Below are 24,076 nucleotides of genomic sequence, written 5' to 3'. Positions count from 1 at the left end.
CGGGAATAGCTCAGTTGGTAGAGCACGACCTTGCCAAGGTCGGGGTCGCGAGTTCGAGTCTCGTTTCCCGCTCCAATCTCTCTTCGAAGTTTTCATAATCCCTCTGAATTGCCCTTCACATCGCGTTGCGATGCTTTGTCGTATCTGGCGTTTACTCAGCGAGTCTCCGCCGCCTTCTGCGAACAGGAAGGTGGTACGGGTTCATTGTGCGGGTTTTACGAGGGAAAGGTGGTTGGCAGGAAGAATTGCGGGCAAAAAAGAGGAGGGGCCTTGGCTCCTCCTGCATGATTCACTGGCGCGGGCTTAGACCAGAGTAACGTTCTCAGCCTGAGGGCCTTTTTTGCCCTGGGTCACAGTGAACTGGACTTTTTGACCTTCAGCCAGGGTTTTGAAACCGGTGCTCTGGATGGAGGAGAAGTGAACGAATACGTCCGGACCCTGGGATTGTTCAATAAAGCCAAAACCCTTGGTTTCGTTGAACCATTTTACCTGGCCGGTGCGAATGTCAGACATGTGCTAAATCCTATCAATAACAAAATGAAACTAAGCCCGTGCTGGGCTGCATTTGCCTTGCAAGCAGGGGTTGGCTCATGACTGACCACGTCTCTTTGTCCCAGTAGCACGTAGAACAATCCCTGTCTAAAGCACAAACGATTGTACGTTAGCGCCGATCCTTGTCAATTTGACCCCTTTCGTTTTTTGAACAAGCTAAAAATATTGTGAAGTCAGTAGCTTATTTGTAGAGATTTGACTGAAAAAAACGGGAGGCCAGCGCCTCCCGTTTTTGTTATTCCTTGAGGGCGAACCCTTCGCCCTGCCGGTCGTAGCGGTAAACCGCCTGACCGTAGGAGCGGATCTCCACCCGCTGGATGCGGCGGGTGTCGTCCACCAGGATGAAGATAGAGCGGCCCGATTGCAGGCGGGTCAGGGGGCGATCCGGCCCCTCGATGGCGATCAGGCGGCTCAGCTCGGCACCCGGCAACTCGAATTTGCGCCAGATGGAGTAGAGGGTCTCACCCGCCTGCACATCGTGTTGCAGCCAGGTACCGTTGACCTTCTCTTCGACCGGCTTGGCTGCCGCGGGGGCACTACCTGCCGCGCCATTACCGACAGTTAGAGCTTGAGCAGGCACGGCCAGCGGCACTTCCAGCGAGCCGGAAGGGGCGGCTTTGGGGGCGGATGGTGCCGGCTCCCAGGCCAGCACCAGCAACCAGAGCGGGATCAGGATCAGCAGACCTATGGTGTTTTTACGCGGCAGCGGGCTGGACAGCTTGAATTTGCCTGCTTTGGCATCCTGGCGACGTTGGCCGAGGTTGCTCATCCCTTGGCCAAAACGTTGGCGCAGGGACAGGGTCGCGGCATTGATGCGATGGAGCAGGGATCCTTGTGATTCGTCTTGGCGACGCTGCTGGGCTCGTCTGTTATGGCCTCGTGGGCGACGGTCCGGGGTGGGCACGGCATTTACCTCTCACTACATTGCCTGCCATCAGGCAAATTCGTCGCCTATGGTAAACGGACTCGCCCCCGAGGGGGAGAGTCCTGAGGCGGAAAATTATCAGCTGAGACGAAATTGACCCAATAATTGCTGCAATTTGTCGGCCGCCTGACGCAATGCCTGACTGGCTTTGGCCGTTTCGGTCGCATCCTGAGCAATGTCGTTGGCCAGTGCGTTGGTTTTTGACAGGTTGCCGGAGACGGTTTCTGAGACCGAGCTCTGCTCTTCGGCGGCGGAGGCGATCTGATAGGTCATGTCGTTGATGGTGGAGATGGCCTGGTAGATGCTGCCGAGCGCCTCTTCCGCCAGATCCGCCTCGCCCACCGCCTGATGGGTCAGCTGCTGGCTTTGGGTGATGGCGTTGACTGCATTGGTGGAGCTGAGGCGGATCTTCTCTATCAACTCCTGGGTGTTCTGTACCGCCTGCTGGGTATTACCCGCTAGTTTGCGCACCTCGTCGGCGACTACCGCAAAGCCGCGACCCTGTTCGCCAGCCCGCGCCGCCTCGATGGCGGCGTTGAGGGCCAGCAGGTTGGTCTGATCGGCAATCCCCTGAATGACGGTGAGGATGCTGGTGATCTGGGCGCTGTCGTGGGCCAGCCCTTCGACCACTTCAGCCCCTTTACCGGCTTCTGCCGCGACCTTGTGCATCGACTGGATCACCTGCTGGAAGCGCTCCTTGCCCTGATCCGCCGCGCTTTGCGCCTGTTTGGCCGAGTCGGCGGTATTGTTGGCGTGGGTGGCGACCTCCTGACTGACGTAGGACATCTCCTGTACCGCGGTCAGCATCTGCTCCATCTCGGCCTGATGATGCTGCAGATTGTTGTCGGTCTGACCGGCAATGCGATCGGTGTCACCGGCGTAGCGGTTCACCTCGCTGGCAGTCTTGAGCACATCCCCGAGCAGCCCCTGCAGTTTGTCGATAAAGCGGTTGATCCCCTTGGCGAGATCCCCTAGCTCATCGACAGATCGGGTCGTGAGGCGTTTGGTGAGATCCCCTTCACCATCGGCGATGTCATCCACCAGGCTGACCATCTGACGGATGGGGCCTGTGATGCTGCGGGCAATCACCAGCATGGTGGCCAGCGCCAGCACCAGTACGATAACGGCACCCACCAATTGCTGGGTCATGGCTGCCTGGTTCATGTCGCTCAGCTGGCTTTCCAGTTGATCGGCCCCCGCCAGTACCACCTTGTAGGGCAGGGTGACGATGATGGCCCAGTTGCGGCTCATTCCCGGTACCATGATGGGGACGGAAATACGGAATGACTCGTCCAGCTCCTGACGCTGAACTTCCGGTTTCAGGTACTGCTGCCACTGGTTGCCCAGCACCTTACTTGCGCTGCTGCCGAGCAGGCTGGCATCGCCGCTGGTGCCGGTGATGACACCGGCGGCGCTGACGATCAGGGTTTCGCCCTGGCCGTCATAGATGTTGCTGTTGAGGCTCTTGGCCTGACGGCTGATGGAGTCCACCGCCAGATCGAGCGCTGCGATCCCCTTGAACTGACCATTCACCATGATGGGGGTGGTGATGGTGCTGACCAGCACCTGCTGACCGTTGATATCCACCTTGAAGGGATCGATGAGGCAAGAGCGTCCTTCCCGTTTCGGGCAGGCGTAGTAGTCGTTGGCGGGATTGCCGAACTCGTCCGGGTCGGTTTTTTCGATGGAGAGCAGCAGATCGGTACCGATTTGATCCTTGTCGCGATAGAAGTAGGGCACGAAGCGCCCCTTGTCGTCACTGCCCAGCGCACTCTGGCCAGCAAAGCTGGCATCCTGACTATCGAAACCGTTGGGCTCGAAGCCGGCAAAGGCGCCATAGAGCTGGGGCTCCAACGCCAACTGTGCTTTGAGCAGGTCGGTGGCCTGCTGGCGATCCAGCGGCAGTTTTCCTTGCTGTTGCAGGGCGAGGGCGCTGGCCATCTGCTGGGTGTAGGAGAGCCCTTTTTGCAGCAGTTGGGTGATGGTGGCCGCCTCGGCGCGGGCATTGGCGCTGACCTTCTGCCATGCCTCCTGCTGCAGCGCTTCACGGCTGGAGCTGATGGTGAGTTGTTGGGTCTGTTGGCCGGAATATTGGTTGAGCAGGATCAGGATGACCAGGGCTGCGGTCATGGCGATCCCGGCCATCACTAGAATGCGATTCTGGATAGAACGGAACTGCATCGTCTCTTCCTTGTTCGTGAGAAGTGTGGTGAGCGTTATTTGGGTATCGACCGGAGGAGGCAGCTCTCCAGCATTGTGCATAGCAAATCGGAAACGGGGCTTCTGTTTTGCGATCCTCTTCAAATATCGGGCTACAGATGCAAATGGCGACAGATTTAATCCCCTACTTTAGCCCGCAATGGCGTCATGGTTTTCCCATCCGTGATTGTCGGTGCTAAAATGCGACGGTTTTTTCTAACGAATTGGCCCAAGGCCCTCTACACAAGGCTTAAAGATGAAAGTCAAAACCCGTTTTGCTCCCAGCCCGACCGGCTTTTTGCATGTCGGCGGTGCCCGTACCGCACTCTATTCCTGGTTGTTTGCAAAGAACCAGGGCGGTGAGTTCGTGCTGCGTATTGAGGATACCGACCTGGAACGTTCCACTCAGGAGGCGATCGACGCCATCATTGAGGGCATGGAATGGTTGGAGCTGAACTGGGATGAGGGCCCCTACTACCAGACCAAGCGTTTCGATCGCTACAACGGTCTGATCGACGAGATGCTGGCTGATGGCCGCGCCTACAAGTGCTACTGCTCCAAAGAGCGTCTGGAAGCGCTGCGTGAAGGCCAGATGGCCAACGGCGAGAAGCCCCGCTATGACGGCAAGTGCCGCGACCACGCCCACGATCACCCGGCCGATGCGCCGCACGTGATCCGCTTCCGCAACCCGACCGAAGGCTCCGTGGTGTTCGACGACCACGTCCGTGGCCGCATCGAGTTCGCCAACACCGAGCTGGACGATCTGATCATTCGCCGTACCGACGGCGCGCCGACCTACAACTTCTGCGTAGTGGTCGATGACTGGGATATGGAGATCACCCACGTGGTGCGTGGCGAAGACCACATCAACAACACCCCGCGCCAGATCAACATCTACAAGGCGCTGAACGCGCCGGTGCCGGAGTTTGCCCACGTCTCCATGATCCTGGGTGACGACGGCGCCAAGCTCTCCAAGCGCCACGGTGCCGTTTCTGTGATGCAGTACCGCGACGACGGCTACCTGCCGGAAGCGCTGCTGAACTATCTGGTACGTCTGGGCTGGTCCCACGGCGATCAGGAGATCTTCACCCTGGACGAGATGATCAAGCTGTTCAGCCTGGATGCCATCTCCAAGTCCGCCTCTGCCTTCAACACCGACAAGCTGCTGTGGCTGAACAACCACTACATGCGCAGCCTGGATCCGGCCTATGTGGCCAAGCATCTGGCATGGCACATGGAAAACCAGAAGATCGACACCAGCAATGGCCCGGCGCTGGCCGAGGTTGTCACCCTGCTGGCCGAGCGTTGCAACACCCTGGTTGAGATGGCCGCCCAGAGCCGCTACCTGTTCGAAGAGTACGAGGCCATCGACGAAGCAGCTGCCAAGAAGCACCTGCGTGGCGTCGCTGCCGAGCCGCTGGCTCTGGCCAAGACCAAGCTGGCCGCACTGGATAGCTGGACCACCGAAGCGCTGCACGAGCTGATTGAAGCGACCGCTGCCGAGCTGGGTCAGGGCATGGGCAAGGTTGGTATGCCGCTGCGTGTAGCCGTCACCGGTCTGGGTCAATCCCCTGCCATCGACGCCGTGATGGCGCTGGTGGGCAAAGAGCGCGTACTGGCGCGTATCGACCGCGCACTGGCTTACATCGAAGCCCGTATGGCTGCCGAGTAAGTTGTGCAAGAGTGGGCAAAGCGATAGCCGAGCCTGCCCTTTGTCCGATAGAAAAAATCCGAAACCACTGGTTTCGGATTTTTTTATGGCCGGGAGCGGCGGCAGGGCACAACGCGGTCATGCCCGACCAGGGCGAGCAGTCAGGCGAGCTTGAAGGAGTGGATCTGGCTGTCGAGCTCCTTGCTGTGCTGTTCGACCAGCTCGGAGGCCTCTTGCAGCTCGCGCAGCACCACGACGGAGCCTTCGGCAATCTGCTTGACCTGTTCCAGATTGCCGCGCATCTCTTCGGCGACCGAGCTCTGCTGCTCGGAGGCGGCGGCGATGTGGCGGTTCATGTCGGCGACACCCTGTACCCGCTGCACTATGGTGGCGAGCTGGGTACCGGCCTGGGTCACCTGTTCCACCCCCTTGTCGGCCTGGCGCACGCTCTGGGCCATAAGTTCGGCGGCCTGACCGGCATTGCCCTGCAGCTGTTCGATCATCTTCTGGATCTCGACGGTGGCGGCCTGAGCCCGGTTGGCCAGCTCGCGCACTTCGGAGGCCACCACGGCAAAGCCACGACCCGCTTCACCGGCGCGAGCCGCTTCGATGGCGGCGTTCAGTGCCAGCAGGTTGGTCTGCTCCGAGATGCCGCGAATGGTGTCGACCACAGAGCCAATGCGCTCGACCCCCTGCTCCACCTCGTTGACCACGGTGGCGGAGCGCTGGATGTTGCCGGAGAGGGTGTCGATGGTGCTGACGGTATCGGCGACGCAGCGGCTTCCCTCTTCCGCCAGCTGGCTGGTTTCGGCGGTGGCGTGAGAGGCCTGATCCGCATGGGCAGCCACTTCGCGAATGGCGCCGACCATCTGGCTCATGGCGCTCGCCAGCTGTTCGATCTGGGTGAACTCTTCGTTGATCGCTTCGTTGGCCTCCTCCATGCAGAGGGTGACCTGAGAGGCGATGTCGTTGAGCTCCTTGCAGGCGGCGCGCTGGTTGTTAAACACTGCTTTGAGGTTCTCCTGCGAGTGGGAGACCGCCTTGGCGATGTCACCGAATTCATCCCGAGATTTGAGCAACACCTTGTGACTGAGATCCCGCTTGGCGAAGCGCTCCAGCAGATCCACCAGATAGTGCACCTGCTTGACCATCAGGCGGGAACCGGTCATCAGCAGGATCACGAACAGCAGCCCCATGATGGTGGTCTCCATCAGGCCGCTCCAGAGCAGGCGGTCGGCAATGGCGTTGGCTTTGTCCGGATCAAGCCCCTCGCTGAGCAGGGTGGTCTCCAGATTGTTGGTATCAAACCAGAGTTTGGTCAGTAGCAAAATGGTACTCACCACCATCAGCAACACCACTTTCGGCACCAGCCGAATGTTGCTCATCCGCTTCTCCAGCAGGTTCAACTGCATCGTAAAATCTCCTTTGAATATCGCTTTTCCTTTGCCCTCAAGGCTATCGGCATTATCTTCTCTTTTATTAATTCGCACTGTGCTTAAAGTTGGAAAATGTATGCGACATCACTTAACTCATCTACGGGCGATGGATCTGCTGATGGCATTTCTGTCGATTGTCTCGGTTCTGCTGGTGACGGCCCGCTGGTGGGGCCACGAAACCCTGACTCCCCAGACCCTGCAGCTCTTCTATGACCTGGACAGTCTGATCTGCTACTTCTTCCTCGCGCATTTTGCTTATGGCTGGATCCGTGCTCCAGACCGCAAAGCCTACTTCAAGGCAAACTGGTTCTATCTGCCGGGTAGTCTGCCGATGGTGGAGCAGCTGCGTTGGGCCCGACTGCTCCAGTTGTGGCGGGTCTATCAACTGTTCAAGGAGCACCCGGATCTCTGGGCCATGTTCCGTCGCGAGCGCAACGAGACCACCCTCTCCGGCATCCTCTTCCTCTTCGTCCTGCTGCTGGGATTGGGCTCCGGCGTCATGTACTGGATTGAGTCGGGCCAGCCCGGCAGCCAGATTGAGACCCCCTATGACGCCTTCTGGTGGACGCTGGTGACCCTGTCGACCGTGGGCTATGGCGATCTGGTACCCAAGACCGAGGAGGGGCGTTTTGTCGCCAGCCTGCTGATCCTGTTCGGGGTCGGTCTGTTTGGTGCCATAAGCGGTTTTATGGCCAGCATCTTTTTGCAGCCTGCCAAGGAGAGCGAGACCGACAAGTGGCGTCATCACTACAACAACCAGCAAGAGGAGTTGCTGCGAGAGATCCGCGCCCTGCGCAGCGAGGTGCGGGAGCTGAAAAACAAGTGAGGCCAAGGGCGGGCAAGTTGCGAGGTGACTCGCAACTCCGCGCTTTATATCCGGGGGGAGCTGCTTTTTCTTTGCTTGTCCTTTAGCCTGCTGGCGGCTTAACATTCAACCTCTTGTCCACACCAGAAAAAGAGAACCGATCGACCATGCGCGCCCTTCTCGGGATTTTGATCTGCTTGTGTGCCCAACAGGCACTGGCCGATACCCGTTATGTTTCAGACAACATCTTTACCTATATCCACAATGGCCCGGGTACCCAGTACCGGATCCTTGGCAGCGTCAAGGCTGGTGAACCGCTGGAGGTAAAGGCGGTGAACAGCGAGGCCGGTTTCACCCAGGTGGTGGACGGTCGCGGCCGCGAGGGGTGGATCAAGAACAGCGAACTGCAGAGCCAGATCAGCCTGCGCGAGCGTCTGCCCCAGGTGGAAAAAGAGCGCGATGAGCTTAAAGATCGCCTGCAGAACCTCAACGGTGACAACGAGAAACGCTTCACCGAGAAGGATGGTCAGATCGCTGCCCAGAGCAAGGAGATCGCCGCCCTCAAGGCTCAGCTGGTCAGTCAGGGTGAGGAGATGAGCAATCTCAAAGAGCAGAATGATGCCCTGACCCAGAGCTACGACAACCAGGAGCACGACATGCAGATGGACTGGTTTATCCGTGGTGGTGCCATGGTGGGGGCCGGTATTCTGCTTGGCATCCTGCTGCCGATGCTGCCCCGTCGTCGCAGCCGCGGCGATCGCTGGATGAACTGACAGCATCTGGCTGAATGAATTGCTGAGAAGGGTCGCCGTGGCGGCCCTTCTTTTTTGGGGCGCATTGGAGACATCCACTATTGGACGGAATGCGTGACTGCTTTGCGACAGGGTGGTGGCAGATCGTATACAAAATGAAGTCAGATGACCCTCACGCTTGCTGGCGTATTGGCTTCAAAAGGGAGTTCATGGGGGGAATGAGCGATCTTTGTTAAAGATTGGCAACAAATTCATTTCATATAGGGTGCAATATTGTATACATTATCGGCGTTTCGGCGGCGCGTCCGCCTTTGTCGATATCAGCCCTAGGGCGTACAGGAAGACCCCATATGTTCAAAGCTACTCAAGTGCTTGCCGCTGACTATATCCCCTCCGATCTGGCCGCCCTGCGCGAAGCCATCACCCAAAACTACGTGGTGGATGAAAATGCCTATCTGGCCGAACTGTCGGCCATGCTGCCGGGGGATGGCGCCTCGCTGGAGCAGGTGACCCAGCGTGCCCGTACTCTGGTGACCAAGGTGCGCAAGGAGAGCGGCTCCGGTGACGGTATCGACGCCTTCCTGCAGGAGTACAGCCTCGATACCCAGGAGGGGATCATCCTGATGTGTCTGGCCGAGGCGCTGCTGCGCATTCCCGATGCCGAGACCGCCGACGCCCTGATCAAGGACAAGCTCTCCGGCGCCAACTGGTCCTCCCATTTCCGCAAGAGCGACTCTACTCTGGTCAACGCCTCCACCTGGGGGCTGATGCTGACCGGCAAGATCATCAAGCTGGACAAGAAGCTCGACGGCAACCCGGCCAACCTGCTGGGGCGCATGGTCAACAAGCTGGGCGAGCCGGTGGTGCGCTCCGCCATGTACGCCGCCATGAAGATCATGGGCAAGCAGTTCGTGCTGGGGCGCGACATGAAAGAGGCGCTCAAGGCGAGCCGCAAATCCCGCGAGCTGGGTTACACCCACACCTACGACATGCTGGGTGAGTCGGCACTGACCATGCAGGATGCCGACAAGTATCTGACCGATTACCGCAACGCCATCGAGGCGGTCGGCAACGAGCGGATCAGCGACGGCGGCCCGGCCCCCTCCATCTCCATCAAGCTCTCGGCACTCCATCCACGCTATGACGTGGCCAACCGCGAACGGGTGCTCGGCGAGATGTGCGAGCGGCTGGTGGGGCTGGTGCGTCTGGCCCGCGACAAGGATGTGGCCATCAGCATCGACGCCGAGGAGATGGACAGACTCGAGCTGTCGCTGGATCTGTTCGAGCAGCTTTATCGCTCCGACGCCAACCGTGGCTGGGGCAAGCTCGGCATGGTGGTGCAGGCTTACTCCAAACGCGCCCTGCCGGTACTCTGCTGGCTCACCGCGCTGGCCCGCGAGCAGGGTGACCTCATTCCGGTTCGCTTGGTAAAAGGCGCCTACTGGGACAGCGAACTGAAATATGCCCAGCAGGCGGGTCTGCCCGGCTACCCGCTATTTACCCGCAAGGCGGGCACCGATATCTCCTACCTCGCCTGCGCCCGCTACCTGCTGAGCGAGTCGACCCGTGGCTTTATCGCCCCCCAGTTTGCCACCCACAATGCCAATACCGTGGTCAGCATTCTGGAGATGGCCGGTGATCGCCAGTTTGAATTCCAGCGTCTGCACGGCATGGGGGAGGAGCTGCACAACGCCGTGCTGAACGACAATCCCGGCCTGCACTGCCGCATCTATGCGCCGGTCGGCGCCCACAAGGACTTGCTGCCCTATCTGGTACGCCGCCTGCTGGAGAACGGGGCCAACACCTCCTTCGTTCACAAGCTGGTGGATCCCAACACCCCGGTGGACTCGCTGGCCGAGCACCCGCTGCGTACTCTCAAGCGCTACTCCGGTTTTGCCAACGACCGCATTCCCCAGCCGGTGAACCTCTTCATCGACCGCAAGAACTCCAGCGGCGTCAACATGAACATCCTCTCCATCCAGCGCCCCTTCTTCGCCCGCTTGAAAGAGCTGGAGAGCAAGCAGTGGCTGGCGGGCCCCATCGTCGATGGCGAGACCCTCAAGCGCAGCGAGGCTCGCACCGTGCTGAGCCCGCAGGATGTGAGCCTGACTGTCGGCAAGATCCACTGGGCCGACGAGCAGGCGGTGGAACAGGCTTTGGCATCTGCCCACGCTGCCTTCCCGCGCTGGCGTGAAACCCCGGTGAGCGAGCGTGCTGCCGCGCTGGAGAAGCTGGCGGATCTGTTGGAAGCGAACCGCGAGCAGTTCGTCTCCCTCTGTACCCGCGAGGCGGGCAAGTTGCTGCAAGATGGCATCGACGAGGTGCGTGAAGCGGTCGATTTCTGCCGCTACTACGCGGTGCAGGCCCGCGGCCTGATGGGGCAGGCAACCCTGTTGCCCGGTTATACCGGCGAGCAGAACGAGCTGTTCCTGCAGGGGCGCGGTGTCTTTGTCTGCATCAGCCCGTGGAACTTCCCGCTGGCGATCTTCCTCGGCCAAATTGCTGCTGCGCTGGCCACCGGCAACACCGTCATCGCCAAACCGGCGGAGCAGACCGGCCTTATAGCCCATCTGGCGGTGACTCTGGCCCATCAGGCCGGTATTCCGGGCGACGTGCTGCAACTGCTGCCCGGTGACGGTGCCACCGTGGGTGCCAAGTTGACAGCCGATCCGCGCATCGGCGGCGTCTGCTTCACCGGCTCCACCGAGACTGCCAAGCTCATCAACATGACCCTGGCCCAGCGCGATGGCGCCATCCTGCCGCTTATCGCCGAAACCGGCGGCCAGAACGCTATGATCGTCGACTCCACCGCCCTGCCGGAGCAGGTGGTGCGCGACGTGGTGAGCGCCGCCTTCCAGAGCGCCGGTCAGCGCTGCTCGGCCCTGCGGGTGCTCTACCTGCAGGAGGAGATCGCCGAGCGGGTGCTGGAGATCCTCACCGGCGCCATGCAGGAGCTGAAAGTGGGCAACCCGACCGAGCACAACACCGACGTCGGCCCGGTGATCGATGCCGATGCCAAGGCCGGTCTCGATGCTCACCTCGCCTACATGATCCCGCGTGCTCGCCTGATTGCCCAGGCGCCGATGCCCGCCGCGACCATGGAGGGACACTTCGTCCAGCCGACCGCGCTGGAGATCGGCTCCATCCGCGAGCTGGTGAAGGAGCAGTTCGGTCCCATCCTGCACGTGGTGCGCTACGCCACCCGGGATCTGGACAAGGTGATCAGCGACATCAACGGCACCGGCTATGGCCTGACGCTCGGGATCCACAGTCGCAACGAATCCCACGCCGAGGAGCTGGCAAGCCGCATCAATGTGGGTAACGTCTACATCAACCGTAACCAGATCGGCGCCATGGTCGGGGTGCAACCGTTCGGCGGCCAGGGGCTCTCCGGCACCGGCCCCAAGGCGGGTGGCCCCCACTATCTCGGGCGGTTTGTTACCGAGAAGACCCGCACCATCAACACCACTGCAGTGGGCGGCAACGCTTCCCTGTTGGCGATGGGCGATGCCTGATCTGCGTCGATAGAGGCCGGATACGGGATACCGGATAACAGCGGGCCGCCTTCGGGCGGCCTCTTCGTTGGTATGCTCCTCTTGCTCGCCAGTTTTGGCCCCGGCGGGGAGAAGATCGGAGACGATTTTGTTGTGGCGGCGGGGTCGTCAGTGGCGCTTGCCAGTCGTAAGATGGGGCCCATTCGCGCTATTTTGCCCCTGCTGCAGCCTGCTGTGACCGTGGCGTTGTTTAATCTGACTTAACGAGAGTGTTTATCCGATGTCATTAACCGAACAAGCCTGCTGGTTCGTGCTGGGGGGCGATCATCTGGTACTGCTTGATCAGCAGGGAGAGGTGCCACAAGGAAGTAAAGCGTGCCTGCCCACAGCGCTGGCTGACGCCCATTTCGAGCGTTTTGACGAGTGGCAGGGGCTGCCCTGCTATCTGCTCGATCTGGGTGATGAGGCTGACACGAGCGCTATGAGCCCCCTGCGCCAGTTGATGGTAGCGGGGGATGAAGAGGGGTTTCGTCTCGCGGGCCGTGCCTGGCAGCTCGTTACCTTCCGCCGCACCCACCGTTTCTGTGGTGAGTGCGGCGCCCCCATGACCCCGAAGGCGGGGGAGTGGGCGCAGGTGTGCCACCACGGCCACACGGCCTATCCGCGCATTTCACCCTGCATTATCGTGGCGGTGCGCAAGGGGGCGGAGATCCTGCTGGCGGCCCATCGCCGTCACTATCAGGCGGACGATCCCATGTATACCGTGCTGGCCGGCTTTGTGGAGGCGGGAGAGGACCTTGAGCAGTGCGTGGCACGGGAGGTGTTTGAGGAGAGCGGCATCCGGGTGCGCAATGTGCGCTATGTGGCGAGCCAGCCCTGGCCATTCCCCCACAGCCTGATGATGGGCTTTACCGCCGACTACGAGAGCGGCGAGATAATGGTGCAGGATGACGAACTGGTTGCCGCCGCTTTCTTTGTCGCCGACCGGCTGCCGCGTTTGCCGCCCCACGGCACCATTGCCCGGCGGCTGATCGAGTTGTCACTGGCGGGCGAGGGGTAACGAGGCGCTTATCTTTTCGCCAATCCTTTTGTACTTCTTGTTACAAGCGGGGCGGTCAGGTTTGCGCCCCTTCACATCTTTGCAACCGCGCGTCCATTTGCCACGTTTTGGGCAGTCCGATCCGGTGGGCAAAGTGGTATTATGGCCGCCATTTTATGCGTGATACGAACTCAGGAACTGGGATGAAAGAGCTGAAGAACGATCGATACCTGCGCGCCCTGCTGCGTCAGGACGTGGATATGACCCCGGTATGGATGATGCGCCAGGCTGGCCGTTATCTGCCGGAATACAAGGCGACTCGCGCCCAGGCGGGGGATTTCATGTCCCTGTGCCGCAACGCCGAGCTGGCCTGTGAAGTCACCCTGCAGCCGCTGCGCCGCTACCCGCTCGATGCCGCCATCCTCTTCTCCGACATCCTCACCGTGCCCGATGCCATGGGGCTGGGTCTCTACTTCGAGCAGGGTGAAGGCCCGCGTTTCGAGCGTCCGATCACCTCCATGGCCGACGTGCAGGCGCTGCCCATTCCGGATCCGGAAGATGAGCTGGGCTACGTGATGAACGCGGTGCGCACCATCCGCCGCGAGCTGAAGGGCGAAGTGCCGCTCATCGGTTTCTCCGGCAGCCCATGGACTTTGGCCACCTACATGGTGGAGGGGGGCAGCTCCAAGGCATTCACCAAGATCAAGCAGATGATGTACGCAGAGCCGCAAACTCTGCACCTGCTGCTCGACAAGCTGGCCGACAGCGTGATTGCCTATCTCAACGCCCAGATCAAGGCGGGTGCCCAGGCGGTCATGGTGTTCGACACCTGGGGCGGCGTGCTCACCCCGCGCGATTACCGCGACTTCTCCCTGCAGTACATGCACAAGATTGTCGATGGCCTGATCCGCGAGCACGACGGTCGCCGTGTGCCGGTCACCCTGTTCACCAAGAACGGTGGTCAGTGGCTGGAGCAGATTGCCGCCACCGGTTGCGATGCGCTGGGTCTGGACTGGACCACCGACATTGCCGACGCCAAGCGTCGGGTCGGCGACAAGGTGGCGCTGCAGGGCAACATGGATCCCTCCATGCTCTACGCTACCCCGGCTCGCATCCGTGAAGAGGTCGCCTCCATTCTGGCCGGTTTCGGTCACGGCAATGGCCACGTCTTCAACTTGGGACACGGCATCCATCAGGATGTGAACCCGGAACATGCCGGTGTGTTCGTCAACGCGGTACACGAGCTCTCCGCCCAGTACCACGGTCGCTAAGGCCGGGGCGAGAGAAGAAGAGTTTGCTTGATATCCGGGGCCGTCAGGCCCCGTTTTACATTTAAAAATGGCGCTGCGACGACGAGCGCGTGGCGTCCGTGCAGGAGGCAAGATGAGCAGCAAGTCACTGGATTGGGGTATCGATCTTGGCGGTACCAAGTGTGAATGCGTGGTGCTGGATGGCGACGAGGTGCTGCTGCGCCACCGCATCCCCACCGAGCGGGCGGGCGGTTATGACCATATGATCGGCCAGATCGCCAAGCTGGTAGCTGAGTGCGCCGAGAAGATTGGCCAGCGCCCGACCGTCATTGGCATGGGCACGCCGGGGGCGCGGGATCCGCAGACCGGTCTGATGAAGAACTGCAACACCACCGAGCTCAATGGCAAGCCGTTCAAGGAGGATCTGGAGCGCCGGCTCGGCGTGCCGGTGCTGATCGCCAACGATGCCAACTGCTTTGCGCTGGCAGAAACCCATCTTGGTGCGGTGCGCCAGCACCATCCCGATGCGAAAGTGGTGTTCGGCATCATCATGGGCACCGGAGTTGGCTCCGGCATCGTCATCAACGGCCGCATTCTCAATGGTCATCACGGTATCGCCGGTGAGTGGGGCCACAACGTGCTCTCTCCCGACGGCCCCGAGTGCTACTGCGGCAAGCATGGCTGCGTCGAGACCCTGATCAGCGGCCCGGCGCTGGAGGCCTGGTACGAGGCCAAGGCCAAACGTCGCCTCTCGCTGGCGCAAATCGCGGCTGCCACCGCCCACGATCATGTGGCCAGGCTCACCATCGACCGGCTGCATCTGCTGTTTGGTCAGGCGCTGGCCAACGTGGTCAACATTCTCGACCCGGATGTTATTGTCATCGGCGGCGGGGTAGGCAACGTGCAGAGCCTCTACAGCGTGGGACGGCAGACTATTTTGCCCTTCCTCTTTAATCCCCGTTTCAGTGCCCCCATTATTGCTCCAGCCCTTGGCGACAGTGCCGGGGTGTTCGGGGCGGCCCTGCTGGCCCGCGGTGAATTCAAGGAGGCCCTGCTGTCGTAGCCGGGGCTCCCGGGCGGCCGGTGTGCCGTCCTGTTGCTGGTTCAAGGAAACGGATTCTCGATGATCAAGATTGCCATCAATGGTTACGGGCGGATCGGTCGCAACGTGTTGCGAGCCCTCTATGAAAGCGGGCGCGACAAGACCATCAAGATAGTGGCCATCAACGAGCTGGCGGCCCCCGAGGCCATGGTGCACCTGACCCGTTACGATACCAGTCACGGTCGCTTCCACCATCCGGTGCAACTGGCGGGTAACAGCATGCTGGTGGGCGAGGATCTCATCTCCCTGTTTGCCGAGCGGGATCCGTCAAAGCTGCCGTGGCGGGCGCTGGGAGTCGATGTGGTGCTGGATTGCACCGGGGTATTCGGCTCGCGGGCCGATGCCGAGCTGCATCTGACTGCGGGGGCGGGCAAGGTGCTCTTCTCCCACCCGGCGGATGCCGATGTGGATGCCACCGTGGTCTACGGGGTCAACCATCATACCCTCACCGGAGCGGAGCGGATCGTCTCCAACGCCTCCTGTACCACCAACTGCGTGGTGCCGGTGATTGAAACATTGCATCGAGAATTCGAGATAAATTGTGGTACTATTACGACAATTCATTCGGCCATGCATGATCAGCAAGTCATCGATGCCTACCATAGTGACTTGCGCCGAACCCGCGCTGCCAGTCAGTCCATCATTCCGGTGGATACCAAGCTGGCAAAGGGGCTGGAGCGTATCCTGCCCCACTTCGCCGGCAAGTTCGAGGCGATCGCGGTGCGGGTGCCGACCATCAATGTAACAGCGATGGATCTCAGTATTACTGTTCGTAAAAAAGTGACAGTTACTGACGTAAATCAAGCCCTGCAACGGGCATCCAGAGGTACATTACACGGTATTCTGGATTACACGGAAGAACCGCTGGTCTCCGTAGACTTCAATCATGATGCACACTCCTGCATCATTGATGGTACCCAGACCCGGGTGAGCGATGCCAACCTCGTCAAGATGTTGATGTGGTGCGATAACGAATGGGGCTTCGCAAACCGGATGCTGGATACCACCCGGGCCATGATGGCCGCAGGCTGAGCCTGCCCCGGGCGAAAGGTTACTGTTTTTAACATTACCTGGAAAATATAGAGGACTGAATATGTCTGTTATCAAGATGACTGACCTGGATCTGGCGGGTAAACGCGTTCTGATCCGTGCTGACCTGAACGTACCGGTAAAAGACGGCAAGGTCACCTCCGATGCACGTATCGTTGCGACTCTGCCGACCATCAAGCTGGCTCTGGAAAAGGGCGCCAAGCTGATGATCACCTCCCACCTGGGTCGTCCGACCGAGGGTGAATACAACGAAGAATTCTCCCTGGCTCCGGTTGTCAACTATCTGAAAGACGCTCTGTCCTGCCCGGTTCGCCTGGCCAAGGATTACCTGGATGGCGTAGAAGTCGCTGCCGGTGAGCTGGTTGTGCTGGAAAACTGCCGATTCAACAAAGGCGAGAAGAAGAACACCGAAGAGCTGGCCAAAAAATACGCCGCCCTGTGTGACGTCTTTGTAATGGATGCGTTCGGCACTGCTCACCGCGCCGAAGGTTCCACCTACGGTGTTGCCCAGTTCGCTCCGGTCGCTTGTGCCGGCCCGCTGCTGGCTGGTGAACTGGAAGCGCTGGGCAAAGCCATGCTGAAGCCCGAGCGCCCGATGGTTGCCATCGTTGGCGGCTCCAAGGTCTCCACCAAGCTGACCGTTCTGGAATCCCTCTCCAAAATCGCTGACCAGCTGGTTGTCGGTGGTGGCATCGCCAACACCTTCATCGCTGCTGCCGGTCACAACGTCGGCAAGTCCCTGTGCGAGCACGATCTGATCGACACCGCCAAGAAACTGGCTGCCGAGACCAACATTCCTGTGACCACCGACGTGGTTGTAGGTGCCGAGTTCTCCGAGTCCACTCCGGCCACCATCAAGTCTGTTAACGATGTGACCGACGGCGACATGATCTTCGACATCGGCCCGGATTCTGCCAAGGCTCTGGCTGACATCATCATGAACGCCAAGACCATCCTGTGGAACGGCCCGGTTGGTGTGTTCGAGTTCGACCAGTTCGCTGAAGGCACCAAGGTTATCGCTGAAGCCATCGCTGCTTCTCCGGCCTTCTCCATCGCTGGCGGTGGTGACACCCTGGCTGCCATCGACAAGTTCGGCATCGCTGACAAAGTCTCCTACATCTCCACTGGCGGCGGCGCCTTCCTGGAGTTCGTAGAAGGCAAGGTACTGCCGGCTGTTGCGATTCTGGAACAGCGCGCTAAAGCCTAATTGACCCGGAACGGGGGGCAAAAGCCTCCCGTTTCGTTTATCATGTGCCCGCTGTGCCGGTTCATGATGAACCCTCCATTTTTTATTAACGGCATACGAGACAGGACGATTAAACATGTCTAAGAAAATTTTCGACTTCGTAAAACCCGGCGTGATCACTGGTGATGACGTTCAGAAAGTGTTCGCCATCGCTAAAGAGAACGGCTTTGCTCTGCCGGCCGTAAACTGCGTTGGTACCGACTCCGTGAACGCCGTACTGGAAGCTGCCGCCAAGGTTAAAGCGCCGGTTATCGTTCAGTTCTCCAACGGTGGTGCCGTGTTCACCGCCGGTAAGGGTCTGAAGCTGGAAGGTCAGAAAGCTGCCATCCTGGGTGCCATCTCCGGTGCCAAGCACGTTCACGCTGTTGCCGAAGCCTACGGCGTGCCGGTAATCCTGCACACCGACCACGCTGCCAAGAAGCTGCTGCCGTGGATCGACGGTCTGCTGGAAGCGGGCGAGAAGCACTTTGCTGAAACCGGCAAGCCGCTGTTCTCCTCCCACATGCTGGATCTGTCCGAAGAGTCTCTGGAAGAGAACATCGACATCTGCTGCGAGTACCTGACCCGCATGGCCAAGATGAACATGACTCTGGAGCTGGAACTGGGTTGCACCGGTGGCGAAGAAGACGGCGTCGACAACAGCCACATGGATCAGTCCGCTCTGTACACCCAGCCGGAAGATGTTGCTTACGCTTACGAGCGTCTGTCCAAGATCAGCCCGCGTTTCACCATCGCTGCCTCCTTCGGCAACGTACACGGTGTATACAAGCCGGGTAACGTCAAACTGACCCCGTCCATCCTGGACGCTTCCCAGAAGTACGTTTCTGAGAAGTTTGGCGTTCCAGCCAAGTCTCTGGACTTCGTATTCCACGGTGGTTCAGGTTCCACTCTGGAAGAGATCCGCGAGTCCATCTCCTACGGCGTAGTGAAGATGAACATCGACACCGACACCCAGTGGGCAACCTGGGAAGGTCTGCTGAACTTCTACAAGAAGAACGAAGCTTACCTGCAAGGCCAGCTGGGCAACCCGGAAGGCGCCGACAAGCCGAACAAGAAGTACTACGATCCGCGCGTATGGCTGCGTGAAGGTCAGACTTCCATGATCGCTCGTCTGGAGAAAGCATTCTCCGACCTGAACGCCATCGACGTACTGTAATTCGTTACAGCACCTTGATTGCATGAAAAGGCGCCCTTCGGGGCGCCTTTTGCATTTCTGTGATCCGCACCGGTTGGTGAGTGGAGGAGGAACTGGGTATTATCGAAACAACTTTGCTTATTTTATTAAACAATTTGCAACCAAGGCAGGATGCTGAGTATGCAGGCAGGAAAGCACAACGGATATCAGGAGCACGTCGCCTCCTACTACGCGGCCACCCGCAACGACTCGCAACAGTGGCCCGAGCTGGAGGGGGAGCACAAGGCTGACGTCTGCATCATCGGCGGCGGCTTTACCGGTCTCAATACCGCCATCAATCTGGCTGATGCCGGTTACAAGGTCGCCTTGCTGGAGGCCAACCGTATCGGCTGGGGCGCCTCCGGGCGCAACGGCGGCCAGCTTATTCGCGGTATCGGTCACGATACCAGCCAGTTCGCCCGCTGGATTGGTGAGGAAGGGGTGCGCGAACTCGACCTGATGGGGCTGGAGGCGGTGCAGCTGGTGCGCGAGCGGGTTGAGCGTTTCAATATCGACTGCGACCTCACCTGGGGTTACTGCGATCTGGCCACCCGTCAGCGCCATCTGGCCGGCTTCGAGGAAGATCTCGACCATCTGGCGAGCCTCGGCTATGAGCACGAACTCAAGCTGGTACCGCGGGAAGATATCCATAGCGTGGTGGGATCGGATCACTACATCGGCGGCCTTATCGACATGGGCTCCGGCCATCTCCATCCCCTCAATCTGGCGCTCGGCGAGGCGCGCGCCGCCGCCAGCCTCGGGGTCTCCCTGTTTGAACACTCCAGAGTGACCCATATCGATTACGGCAAGCAGGTCGAGGTGACCACGGCTCATGGGCGGGTCACCGCCGACTATCTGGTGATCGGCTGCAACGCCTATCTCAACGACCTCAATCCGGAGCTGGGGGGGCGGGTGCTGCCGGCCGGTTCCTACATCCTCGCCACCGAAGTGCTGGATCGCCGTTTGCGCCAGCGATTGCTGCCGCAAAACATGGCGGTGTGCGATCAGAATGTGGCGCTCGACTATTACCGCCTCTCCGCCGACGGCCGCCTGCTGTTTGGCGGCGCCTGCAACTACTCCGGCCGGGATCCTCGCGATATCAAGGCCTTTATGTTGCCCAAGCTGCTGCGGGTCTTCCCCGAGCTCGCTGGCACTGCCATCGAGTTTCAGTGGGGAGGCATGATCGGGATCGGCGCCAACCGGCTGCCGCAGATTGGCCGTCTCAAGGAACACCCCAACGTGCTCTACGCCCAGGCCTATTCGGGTCACGGCCTCAATGCCACCCATATGGCGGGCAAGCTGGTGGCCGAGGCGATCCGCGGCGAGAGCCGGGGCTTCGATCTCTTTGCCAGCGTGCCCCATATCACCTTCCCCGGCGGCCCGGCGCTGCGCTCCCCGCTGCTGGCACTGGGAATGTTGTGGCACCGGATGAAGGATATCTTCTGACTCCGATTATCAGCCTGCGTAGTGATGGTTGAACGAGGCACTCTTGCCAGCCCCTTGTTTATAGCGGGTTGGCACAATTATCCCGCCTGATAGACCAAAAGATGCATTCGCGCCAATCCCTGCTGGTTGGCGCTATCTTTTAGGTGTGAGCGTGATGCCGGGCCAGGCGAACAAGAGCGGGTTCGCTGGCCGAAAAAGATGTGAAGGAGGGCCAAGATGGAGATAAATGTGGTCGCGTCAGGCGGGCTCACCCCGCTGGCGCAACGGCAGGGATCTCCCGCTGCGCAGGCACAGGAGCGGGCTGTGACCTCACCATCAACGGGCAGTGACAGCCGTATGGTACGCGATCTTGGCGCCGTGCTGGATGAGCTCGGGCTGTCGCCGCAAGGGGAGGATAGCAGCGGGAGCCGTATCTCAATCAGAGATTCGCTGGAAGCGTTCATCAACACCATGATGGGCGCCCTGCAACAGCAGCAGGAACAACAGTTGGCATTGCAGCAACAACAGCGGCAAGAGCAGGAACAGCGCAAACTCGCCATCGCCGACAGCAGCGAAAATCCGCTCAAGCGGGATCTGGAGCGCCTGCTGGAGACGCTGGATCAACAGGGCGGGCAGGGAAAAGAGAGCGAACCAGGAGCCGAGATCGAAGCGGTGAACCCCTTGCAGAGCCAGCTGACCAAGCTGCTGGAGAGCAGCGGTGCGGCAGAGAGCGGGGTCACCCTCAAGGAGGTACTGTCAGGGTTGGCCAGCAAGCTGCCGAACGAACCTGCCGAGCGAAAAGGGTATCGGGTCGATACCCAGGTTTGAGCTGGTTGGCAACGGCAGCCCCGCCGTTGCAGAGACATGAGGGGCTTGTTGCCTTTTATTGCGCTGGTTCCGCCAGCCGCCAGCCCTGTTCGCTCTTCATCATCCACACCTCTGCCTCTTGCGGCAGCACCTGGCCCGCCTCGAACTCGCCATATTTACGCTCGAGCTCCATCAGACCCATCTCCTGCTGGAAGGGGCCAACCCGGTCGTAGACCAGATCCTCGTCGTGCAATACCTGCAACTGATCGAGCCCCTGCTTGAAGTGGAGCTGGTAACTCACCTTGACCAGATAGACCCCCTCCATCCGCTCCTCCTTGCCGAGGATGGTGAAGTCGCTGATATCGAACAGGTTGGCGTCTGTCTCGGCCAGTAGCTTGGCGGTGACCTGCTGGCGGATATCCTCTTCACCGGGCCCTGCACTGCAGCCATAAAGCCAGAGGGCTAGCAGGGGGATGAACCACTTTTTCATCAAAACTCCGGACAAGTGCAAAACGAGAGGGGCGATTGTGCCACGCGAATGCGCGGCGGCAAACCTCGGCTCACGGTTCCAGTGAACGTTCCAGCACGATGGCCTCGGCCCGATAATCAGCAAGCTCGCGGCGATAGCACTCGGTGAAGCCTCTGCGCAGCCAGAAGGATAGAGCACTCTCATTGCTGGCAATCACTGACAGGCGAAGCCGGGTAGCCCCCCATGAGCTTGCCAGCGTGCAGGCGTGAAGATAGAGCGACTGACCACGGCCACTCCCTTGCCAGGGTTCCCCCACCAGTAACAGACCCAGATAGGCGGTGTCTGGATTGGGGTAGCCGCGCAGCAGATCAATGACAGCGGTGAGCTCTCCCTGCTCCCAGCGGCCGATGAGATGTTTGTCGGAGAGAGGCAGGCCGGGTGGGCAGGCGACAAGTTCCTCTTCTCCTGCCTGTGCAGAGAGAGGGTCATTGCTCACCGCCGCCTGATAGGAGGGGGCCTGCTCGAACAGCCGCTGCAAGGCAGGTGCATCGCTTGTCTGCAGCCGACGCAACTCAGTGTGCATCACTTACCATCTCGAGATGTTTGGCAAAGGGGATAGGCCCCATAAAACCGGTGACCCGCTGCCCTGTCAGCTCCTTGCCCTCGCGGTCGAAGAAGATCAGGGTCGGCAGCCCCAGCACATTGAGACTGTTGAGCAGCTCCACATCGGCATCGTCGTTGGCGGTGACATCCGCCTGCAGCAGCACCATCTGGCCGAAGCGCACCCTCACCGCCGGGTCGCTGAAGGTCTTGTGCTCGAACTCCTTGCAGGCGACGCACCAGTCGGCGTAGAGGTCGAGCAGCACCGGCTTGCCGCGGGCGGCGGCCAGCTGCACCTTGAGATCATCCAGCGTCTTGATGCGGATAAACTGCGGTGCCGTTTGACCGGCATCCGCCGTGACGGCAGCAGGAGCGGCCGGTTGCAGCAGATCCTTGCCCACTACCACGGCGCTGATCATCGCCAGCAACAGCACGAAGCCGCGCACGCTTTTGGCCACCGAGTGGGGCTGGTGCTGGTTGTGGTGATAGAGATAACCGCACAGCAGCAGCCCCCAGCCGAGCCAGGCGAGGGTAGTAACTTGATCGCTCCAGAGCCGTGACAGCAGCAGGATGGGCACCGCCAGCAGGGCAAAACCAAACAGCTGCTTGATCACATCCATCCAGGCGCCCGCTTTGGGCAGCAGCTTGCCACCCGAGGTACCGAGCAGCAGCAGCGGTAGCCCCATCCCCAGTGACAGCGCATAGAGCGCCGCCCCGCCGAGCCAGAGATCGCCGCTCTGGGCCACGTAGATCAGCGCCCCCGAGAGCGGCGCCGTGGTGCAGGGGGAGCAGACCAGCCCGGAGATCATTCCCATGATAGCGACCCCGACCACAGAGCCGCCCTGCTGGCGGTTGGAGAGACTGGAGAGCCGAGTTTGCAAACTGCTCGGCAGTTGCAGGGTATAGAGTCCGAACATGGAGAGGGCCAGCAGCACGAACATCACCGAGAGGCCGATCAGCACATAGGGGTGTTGCAGCGCCGCCTGGAATTTAAGACCTGCCGAGGCCACTACCAGCCCCAGCAGGGTGTAGGTGACCGCCATCCCCTGCACATAGACCATGGAGAGCAGGAAGGCGCGGCCGGTGGAGAGGCGATGGCCGGCACCGGCGATGATGCCGGTCAGGATTGGGTACATGGGGAATACGCAGGGGGTGAAGGCGAGCCCCAGCCCCAGCGCGAAGAAGGCGACGATGCTGAGCCAGAACCCCTGATTGCCGAGGGCGGCGGCGAGCTGATCCTGCTGGCTAACCGGTGCGACGCTTTGTGCCGTTTCAGCAGTGGACGCTGTGGTTGCCGTGACCAGCGGGGCCACATCGATCAGCTTGTCGGTCGGCGGGTAGCAGAGGCCGTCGGTACAGCCCTGATAGCGCACCCGCAGGGTGGCATTTTCCCCCACCTCCTTTAGCGGCACCGCGATGCTCACCTGCTGGTAGTAGACCCGGGTCTTGCCGAAGAAGTCATCCTCGTGCTCGGTGCCTTCCGGCAGGGTCGGCTCGCTGAAGGTGAGGTTGTTCCCCTTGAAACGCAGGCTGTGGCGATAGAGGTAGTAATCGTCGGCGATGTGGAGGGTCAGCAGCAGCTGATCGCCACGCTGTTCGCTCTCGATCTGAAAGGCCTCATCGACCTGCAAAAATTTGGGTTTGGCGTTGGCCTCAATGCCCAGCGAGCTGAGCAGATCGGCGCCGCTGGCGTGTGCTGGGGCGCTGCCCACTGTTGTCATCAACAGGGCACAGAGCAGCAACAGGGGAGAGAGCAAGCGGGTGAACGTCATGAGGTCTCCCCATTGAGCCAGTCGAGATAGGCGGGCAGTCCGGCACTTACCGGCAGGGCCAGCAGCTCGGGCACCTCATAGGGGTGATGGATTTGAATACATGCCAGCAGCTCGGCAAAGAGTGGCTGGCGGGATTTGATGATGAGCTGGATCTCGGTGGCGCGCTCCACCTTGCCTTGCCAACGATAGACGGAGGTAATGCCCGGCAGTTGATTGATGCAGGCGGCCAACTGCTGGTTCAGCAGCTGTTCGCAGAGAAGGTCGGCACTGGTTTGATCTGGGCAGGTGCAGAGCACCACAATGGCGTCGGTCATAAAGCGGATCTTCA

General features: G+C 60.3%; 20 protein-coding genes. 12 read left to right on the top strand and 8 right to left on the bottom strand.

Annotated elements, in window-relative coordinates:
• Positions 1 to 303 precede the first annotated feature (303 nt).
• The 3 genes from G5287_RS19445 to G5287_RS19435 all read right to left on the bottom strand — a co-directional run bounded on the left by G5287_RS19445 (position 304) and on the right by G5287_RS19435 (position 3,658).
• On the bottom strand, positions 304 to 513 hold the full coding sequence (locus tag G5287_RS19445; RefSeq protein ID WP_005338972.1) for a cold-shock protein: 210 nt from the start codon (positions 511 to 513) through the stop codon (positions 304 to 306).
• Between the two features lie 274 nt (positions 514 to 787).
• Positions 788 to 1,456, bottom strand: a complete 669-nt coding sequence (locus G5287_RS19440; protein ID WP_103250429.1) for a LysM-like peptidoglycan-binding domain-containing protein — start codon at positions 1,454 to 1,456, stop codon at positions 788 to 790.
• A 99-nt stretch (positions 1,457 to 1,555) separates the two neighbouring features.
• Positions 1,556 to 3,658, bottom strand: coding sequence for a methyl-accepting chemotaxis protein (locus G5287_RS19435; protein WP_421231752.1), 2,103 nt, complete (start codon positions 3,656 to 3,658; stop codon positions 1,556 to 1,558).
• A 274-nt stretch (positions 3,659 to 3,932) separates the two neighbouring features.
• On the opposite strand from G5287_RS19435, the gene gltX reads away from it, so the two are divergent.
• Positions 3,933 to 5,348 carry a glutamate--tRNA ligase gene (gene gltX, locus G5287_RS19430; RefSeq protein WP_323906666.1) on the top strand — a complete coding sequence of 472 codons (1,416 nt, stop codon included), beginning with the start codon at positions 3,933 to 3,935 and terminating at the stop codon, positions 5,346 to 5,348.
• A 140-nt stretch (positions 5,349 to 5,488) separates the two neighbouring features.
• Here the strand turns inward: gltX and G5287_RS19425 are convergent, their stop codons facing one another.
• Positions 5,489 to 6,739, bottom strand: coding sequence for a methyl-accepting chemotaxis protein (locus G5287_RS19425; RefSeq protein WP_216952949.1), 1,251 nt, complete (start codon positions 6,737 to 6,739; stop codon positions 5,489 to 5,491).
• Positions 6,740 to 6,770: 31 nt separating this feature from the next.
• Between G5287_RS19425 and G5287_RS19420 the strand changes: the two genes are divergently transcribed.
• From G5287_RS19420 to G5287_RS19370, 11 genes are all read left to right on the top strand, one after another.
• On the top strand, positions 6,771 to 7,589 hold the full coding sequence (locus G5287_RS19420) for a potassium channel family protein (protein WP_304520555.1): 819 nt from the start codon (positions 6,771 to 6,773) through the stop codon (positions 7,587 to 7,589).
• A 146-nt stretch (positions 7,590 to 7,735) separates the two neighbouring features.
• Positions 7,736 to 8,341, top strand: coding sequence for a TIGR04211 family SH3 domain-containing protein (locus tag G5287_RS19415; RefSeq protein ID WP_005335443.1), 606 nt, complete (start codon positions 7,736 to 7,738; stop codon positions 8,339 to 8,341).
• 329 nt (positions 8,342 to 8,670) lie between these two features.
• Positions 8,671 to 11,835: a bifunctional proline dehydrogenase/L-glutamate gamma-semialdehyde dehydrogenase PutA gene (gene putA / locus G5287_RS19410; RefSeq protein WP_227342007.1), complete on the top strand. Its 3,165-nt coding sequence runs from the start codon at positions 8,671 to 8,673 to the stop codon at positions 11,833 to 11,835.
• 259 nt (positions 11,836 to 12,094) lie between these two features.
• Positions 12,095 to 12,874, top strand: a complete 780-nt coding sequence (gene nudC, locus G5287_RS19405; RefSeq protein WP_227342008.1) for an NAD(+) diphosphatase — start codon at positions 12,095 to 12,097, stop codon at positions 12,872 to 12,874.
• Between the two features lie 182 nt (positions 12,875 to 13,056).
• Positions 13,057 to 14,124 (top strand): uroporphyrinogen decarboxylase, encoded by a 1,068-nt coding sequence (hemE, locus tag G5287_RS19400; protein WP_005335440.1) that lies wholly within the window; start codon positions 13,057 to 13,059, stop codon positions 14,122 to 14,124.
• 112 nt (positions 14,125 to 14,236) lie between these two features.
• Positions 14,237 to 15,166 (top strand): ROK family protein, encoded by a 930-nt coding sequence (locus G5287_RS19395; protein ID WP_227342009.1) that lies wholly within the window; start codon positions 14,237 to 14,239, stop codon positions 15,164 to 15,166.
• Positions 15,167 to 15,226: 60 nt separating this feature from the next.
• Positions 15,227 to 16,237 (top strand): erythrose-4-phosphate dehydrogenase, encoded by a 1,011-nt coding sequence (epd, locus tag G5287_RS19390; RefSeq protein WP_108614224.1) that lies wholly within the window; start codon positions 15,227 to 15,229, stop codon positions 16,235 to 16,237.
• Between the two features lie 61 nt (positions 16,238 to 16,298).
• Positions 16,299 to 17,462, top strand: a complete 1,164-nt coding sequence (locus G5287_RS19385) for a phosphoglycerate kinase (RefSeq protein WP_005340965.1) — start codon at positions 16,299 to 16,301, stop codon at positions 17,460 to 17,462.
• 115 nt (positions 17,463 to 17,577) lie between these two features.
• Complete coding sequence (gene fbaA / locus G5287_RS19380) at positions 17,578 to 18,657, top strand: class II fructose-bisphosphate aldolase (protein WP_005340963.1); 1,080 nt, start codon at positions 17,578 to 17,580, stop codon at positions 18,655 to 18,657.
• Between the two features lie 159 nt (positions 18,658 to 18,816).
• Positions 18,817 to 20,121: an NAD(P)/FAD-dependent oxidoreductase gene (locus G5287_RS19375; RefSeq protein ID WP_421231751.1), complete on the top strand. Its 1,305-nt coding sequence runs from the start codon at positions 18,817 to 18,819 to the stop codon at positions 20,119 to 20,121.
• A gap of 216 nt (positions 20,122 to 20,337) precedes the next feature.
• Positions 20,338 to 20,928 carry a hypothetical protein gene (locus G5287_RS19370; protein WP_266135361.1) on the top strand — a complete coding sequence of 197 codons (591 nt, stop codon included), beginning with the start codon at positions 20,338 to 20,340 and terminating at the stop codon, positions 20,926 to 20,928.
• Between the two features lie 55 nt (positions 20,929 to 20,983).
• Here G5287_RS19370 and G5287_RS19365 read toward each other — a convergent pair whose 3' ends face one another.
• The 4 genes from G5287_RS19365 to cutA all read right to left on the bottom strand — a co-directional run bounded on the left by G5287_RS19365 (position 20,984) and on the right by cutA (position 24,062).
• Positions 20,984 to 21,397 (bottom strand): hypothetical protein, encoded by a 414-nt coding sequence (locus G5287_RS19365; RefSeq protein WP_064341340.1) that lies wholly within the window; start codon positions 21,395 to 21,397, stop codon positions 20,984 to 20,986.
• A gap of 70 nt (positions 21,398 to 21,467) precedes the next feature.
• Positions 21,468 to 21,959, bottom strand: a complete 492-nt coding sequence (locus G5287_RS19360) for a GNAT family N-acetyltransferase (protein WP_139477557.1) — start codon at positions 21,957 to 21,959, stop codon at positions 21,468 to 21,470.
• Positions 21,949 to 23,748, bottom strand: a complete 1,800-nt coding sequence (locus G5287_RS19355) for a protein-disulfide reductase DsbD (protein ID WP_421231750.1) — start codon at positions 23,746 to 23,748, stop codon at positions 21,949 to 21,951. The genes G5287_RS19360 and G5287_RS19355 overlap by 11 nt, the downstream gene beginning before the upstream one ends.
• Complete coding sequence (gene cutA / locus G5287_RS19350; protein WP_263084573.1) at positions 23,745 to 24,062, bottom strand: divalent-cation tolerance protein CutA; 318 nt, start codon at positions 24,060 to 24,062, stop codon at positions 23,745 to 23,747. Before cutA ends, G5287_RS19355 begins: the two co-directional genes overlap by 4 nt.
• Positions 24,063 to 24,076 lie beyond the last annotated feature (14 nt).

The organism is Aeromonas sp. 603079, from assembly GCF_049172135.1.
GTDB classification, from domain to species: domain Bacteria; phylum Pseudomonadota; class Gammaproteobacteria; order Enterobacterales; family Aeromonadaceae; genus Aeromonas; species Aeromonas veronii.
This window is presented reverse-complemented; position numbering and strand designations above follow the sequence as displayed.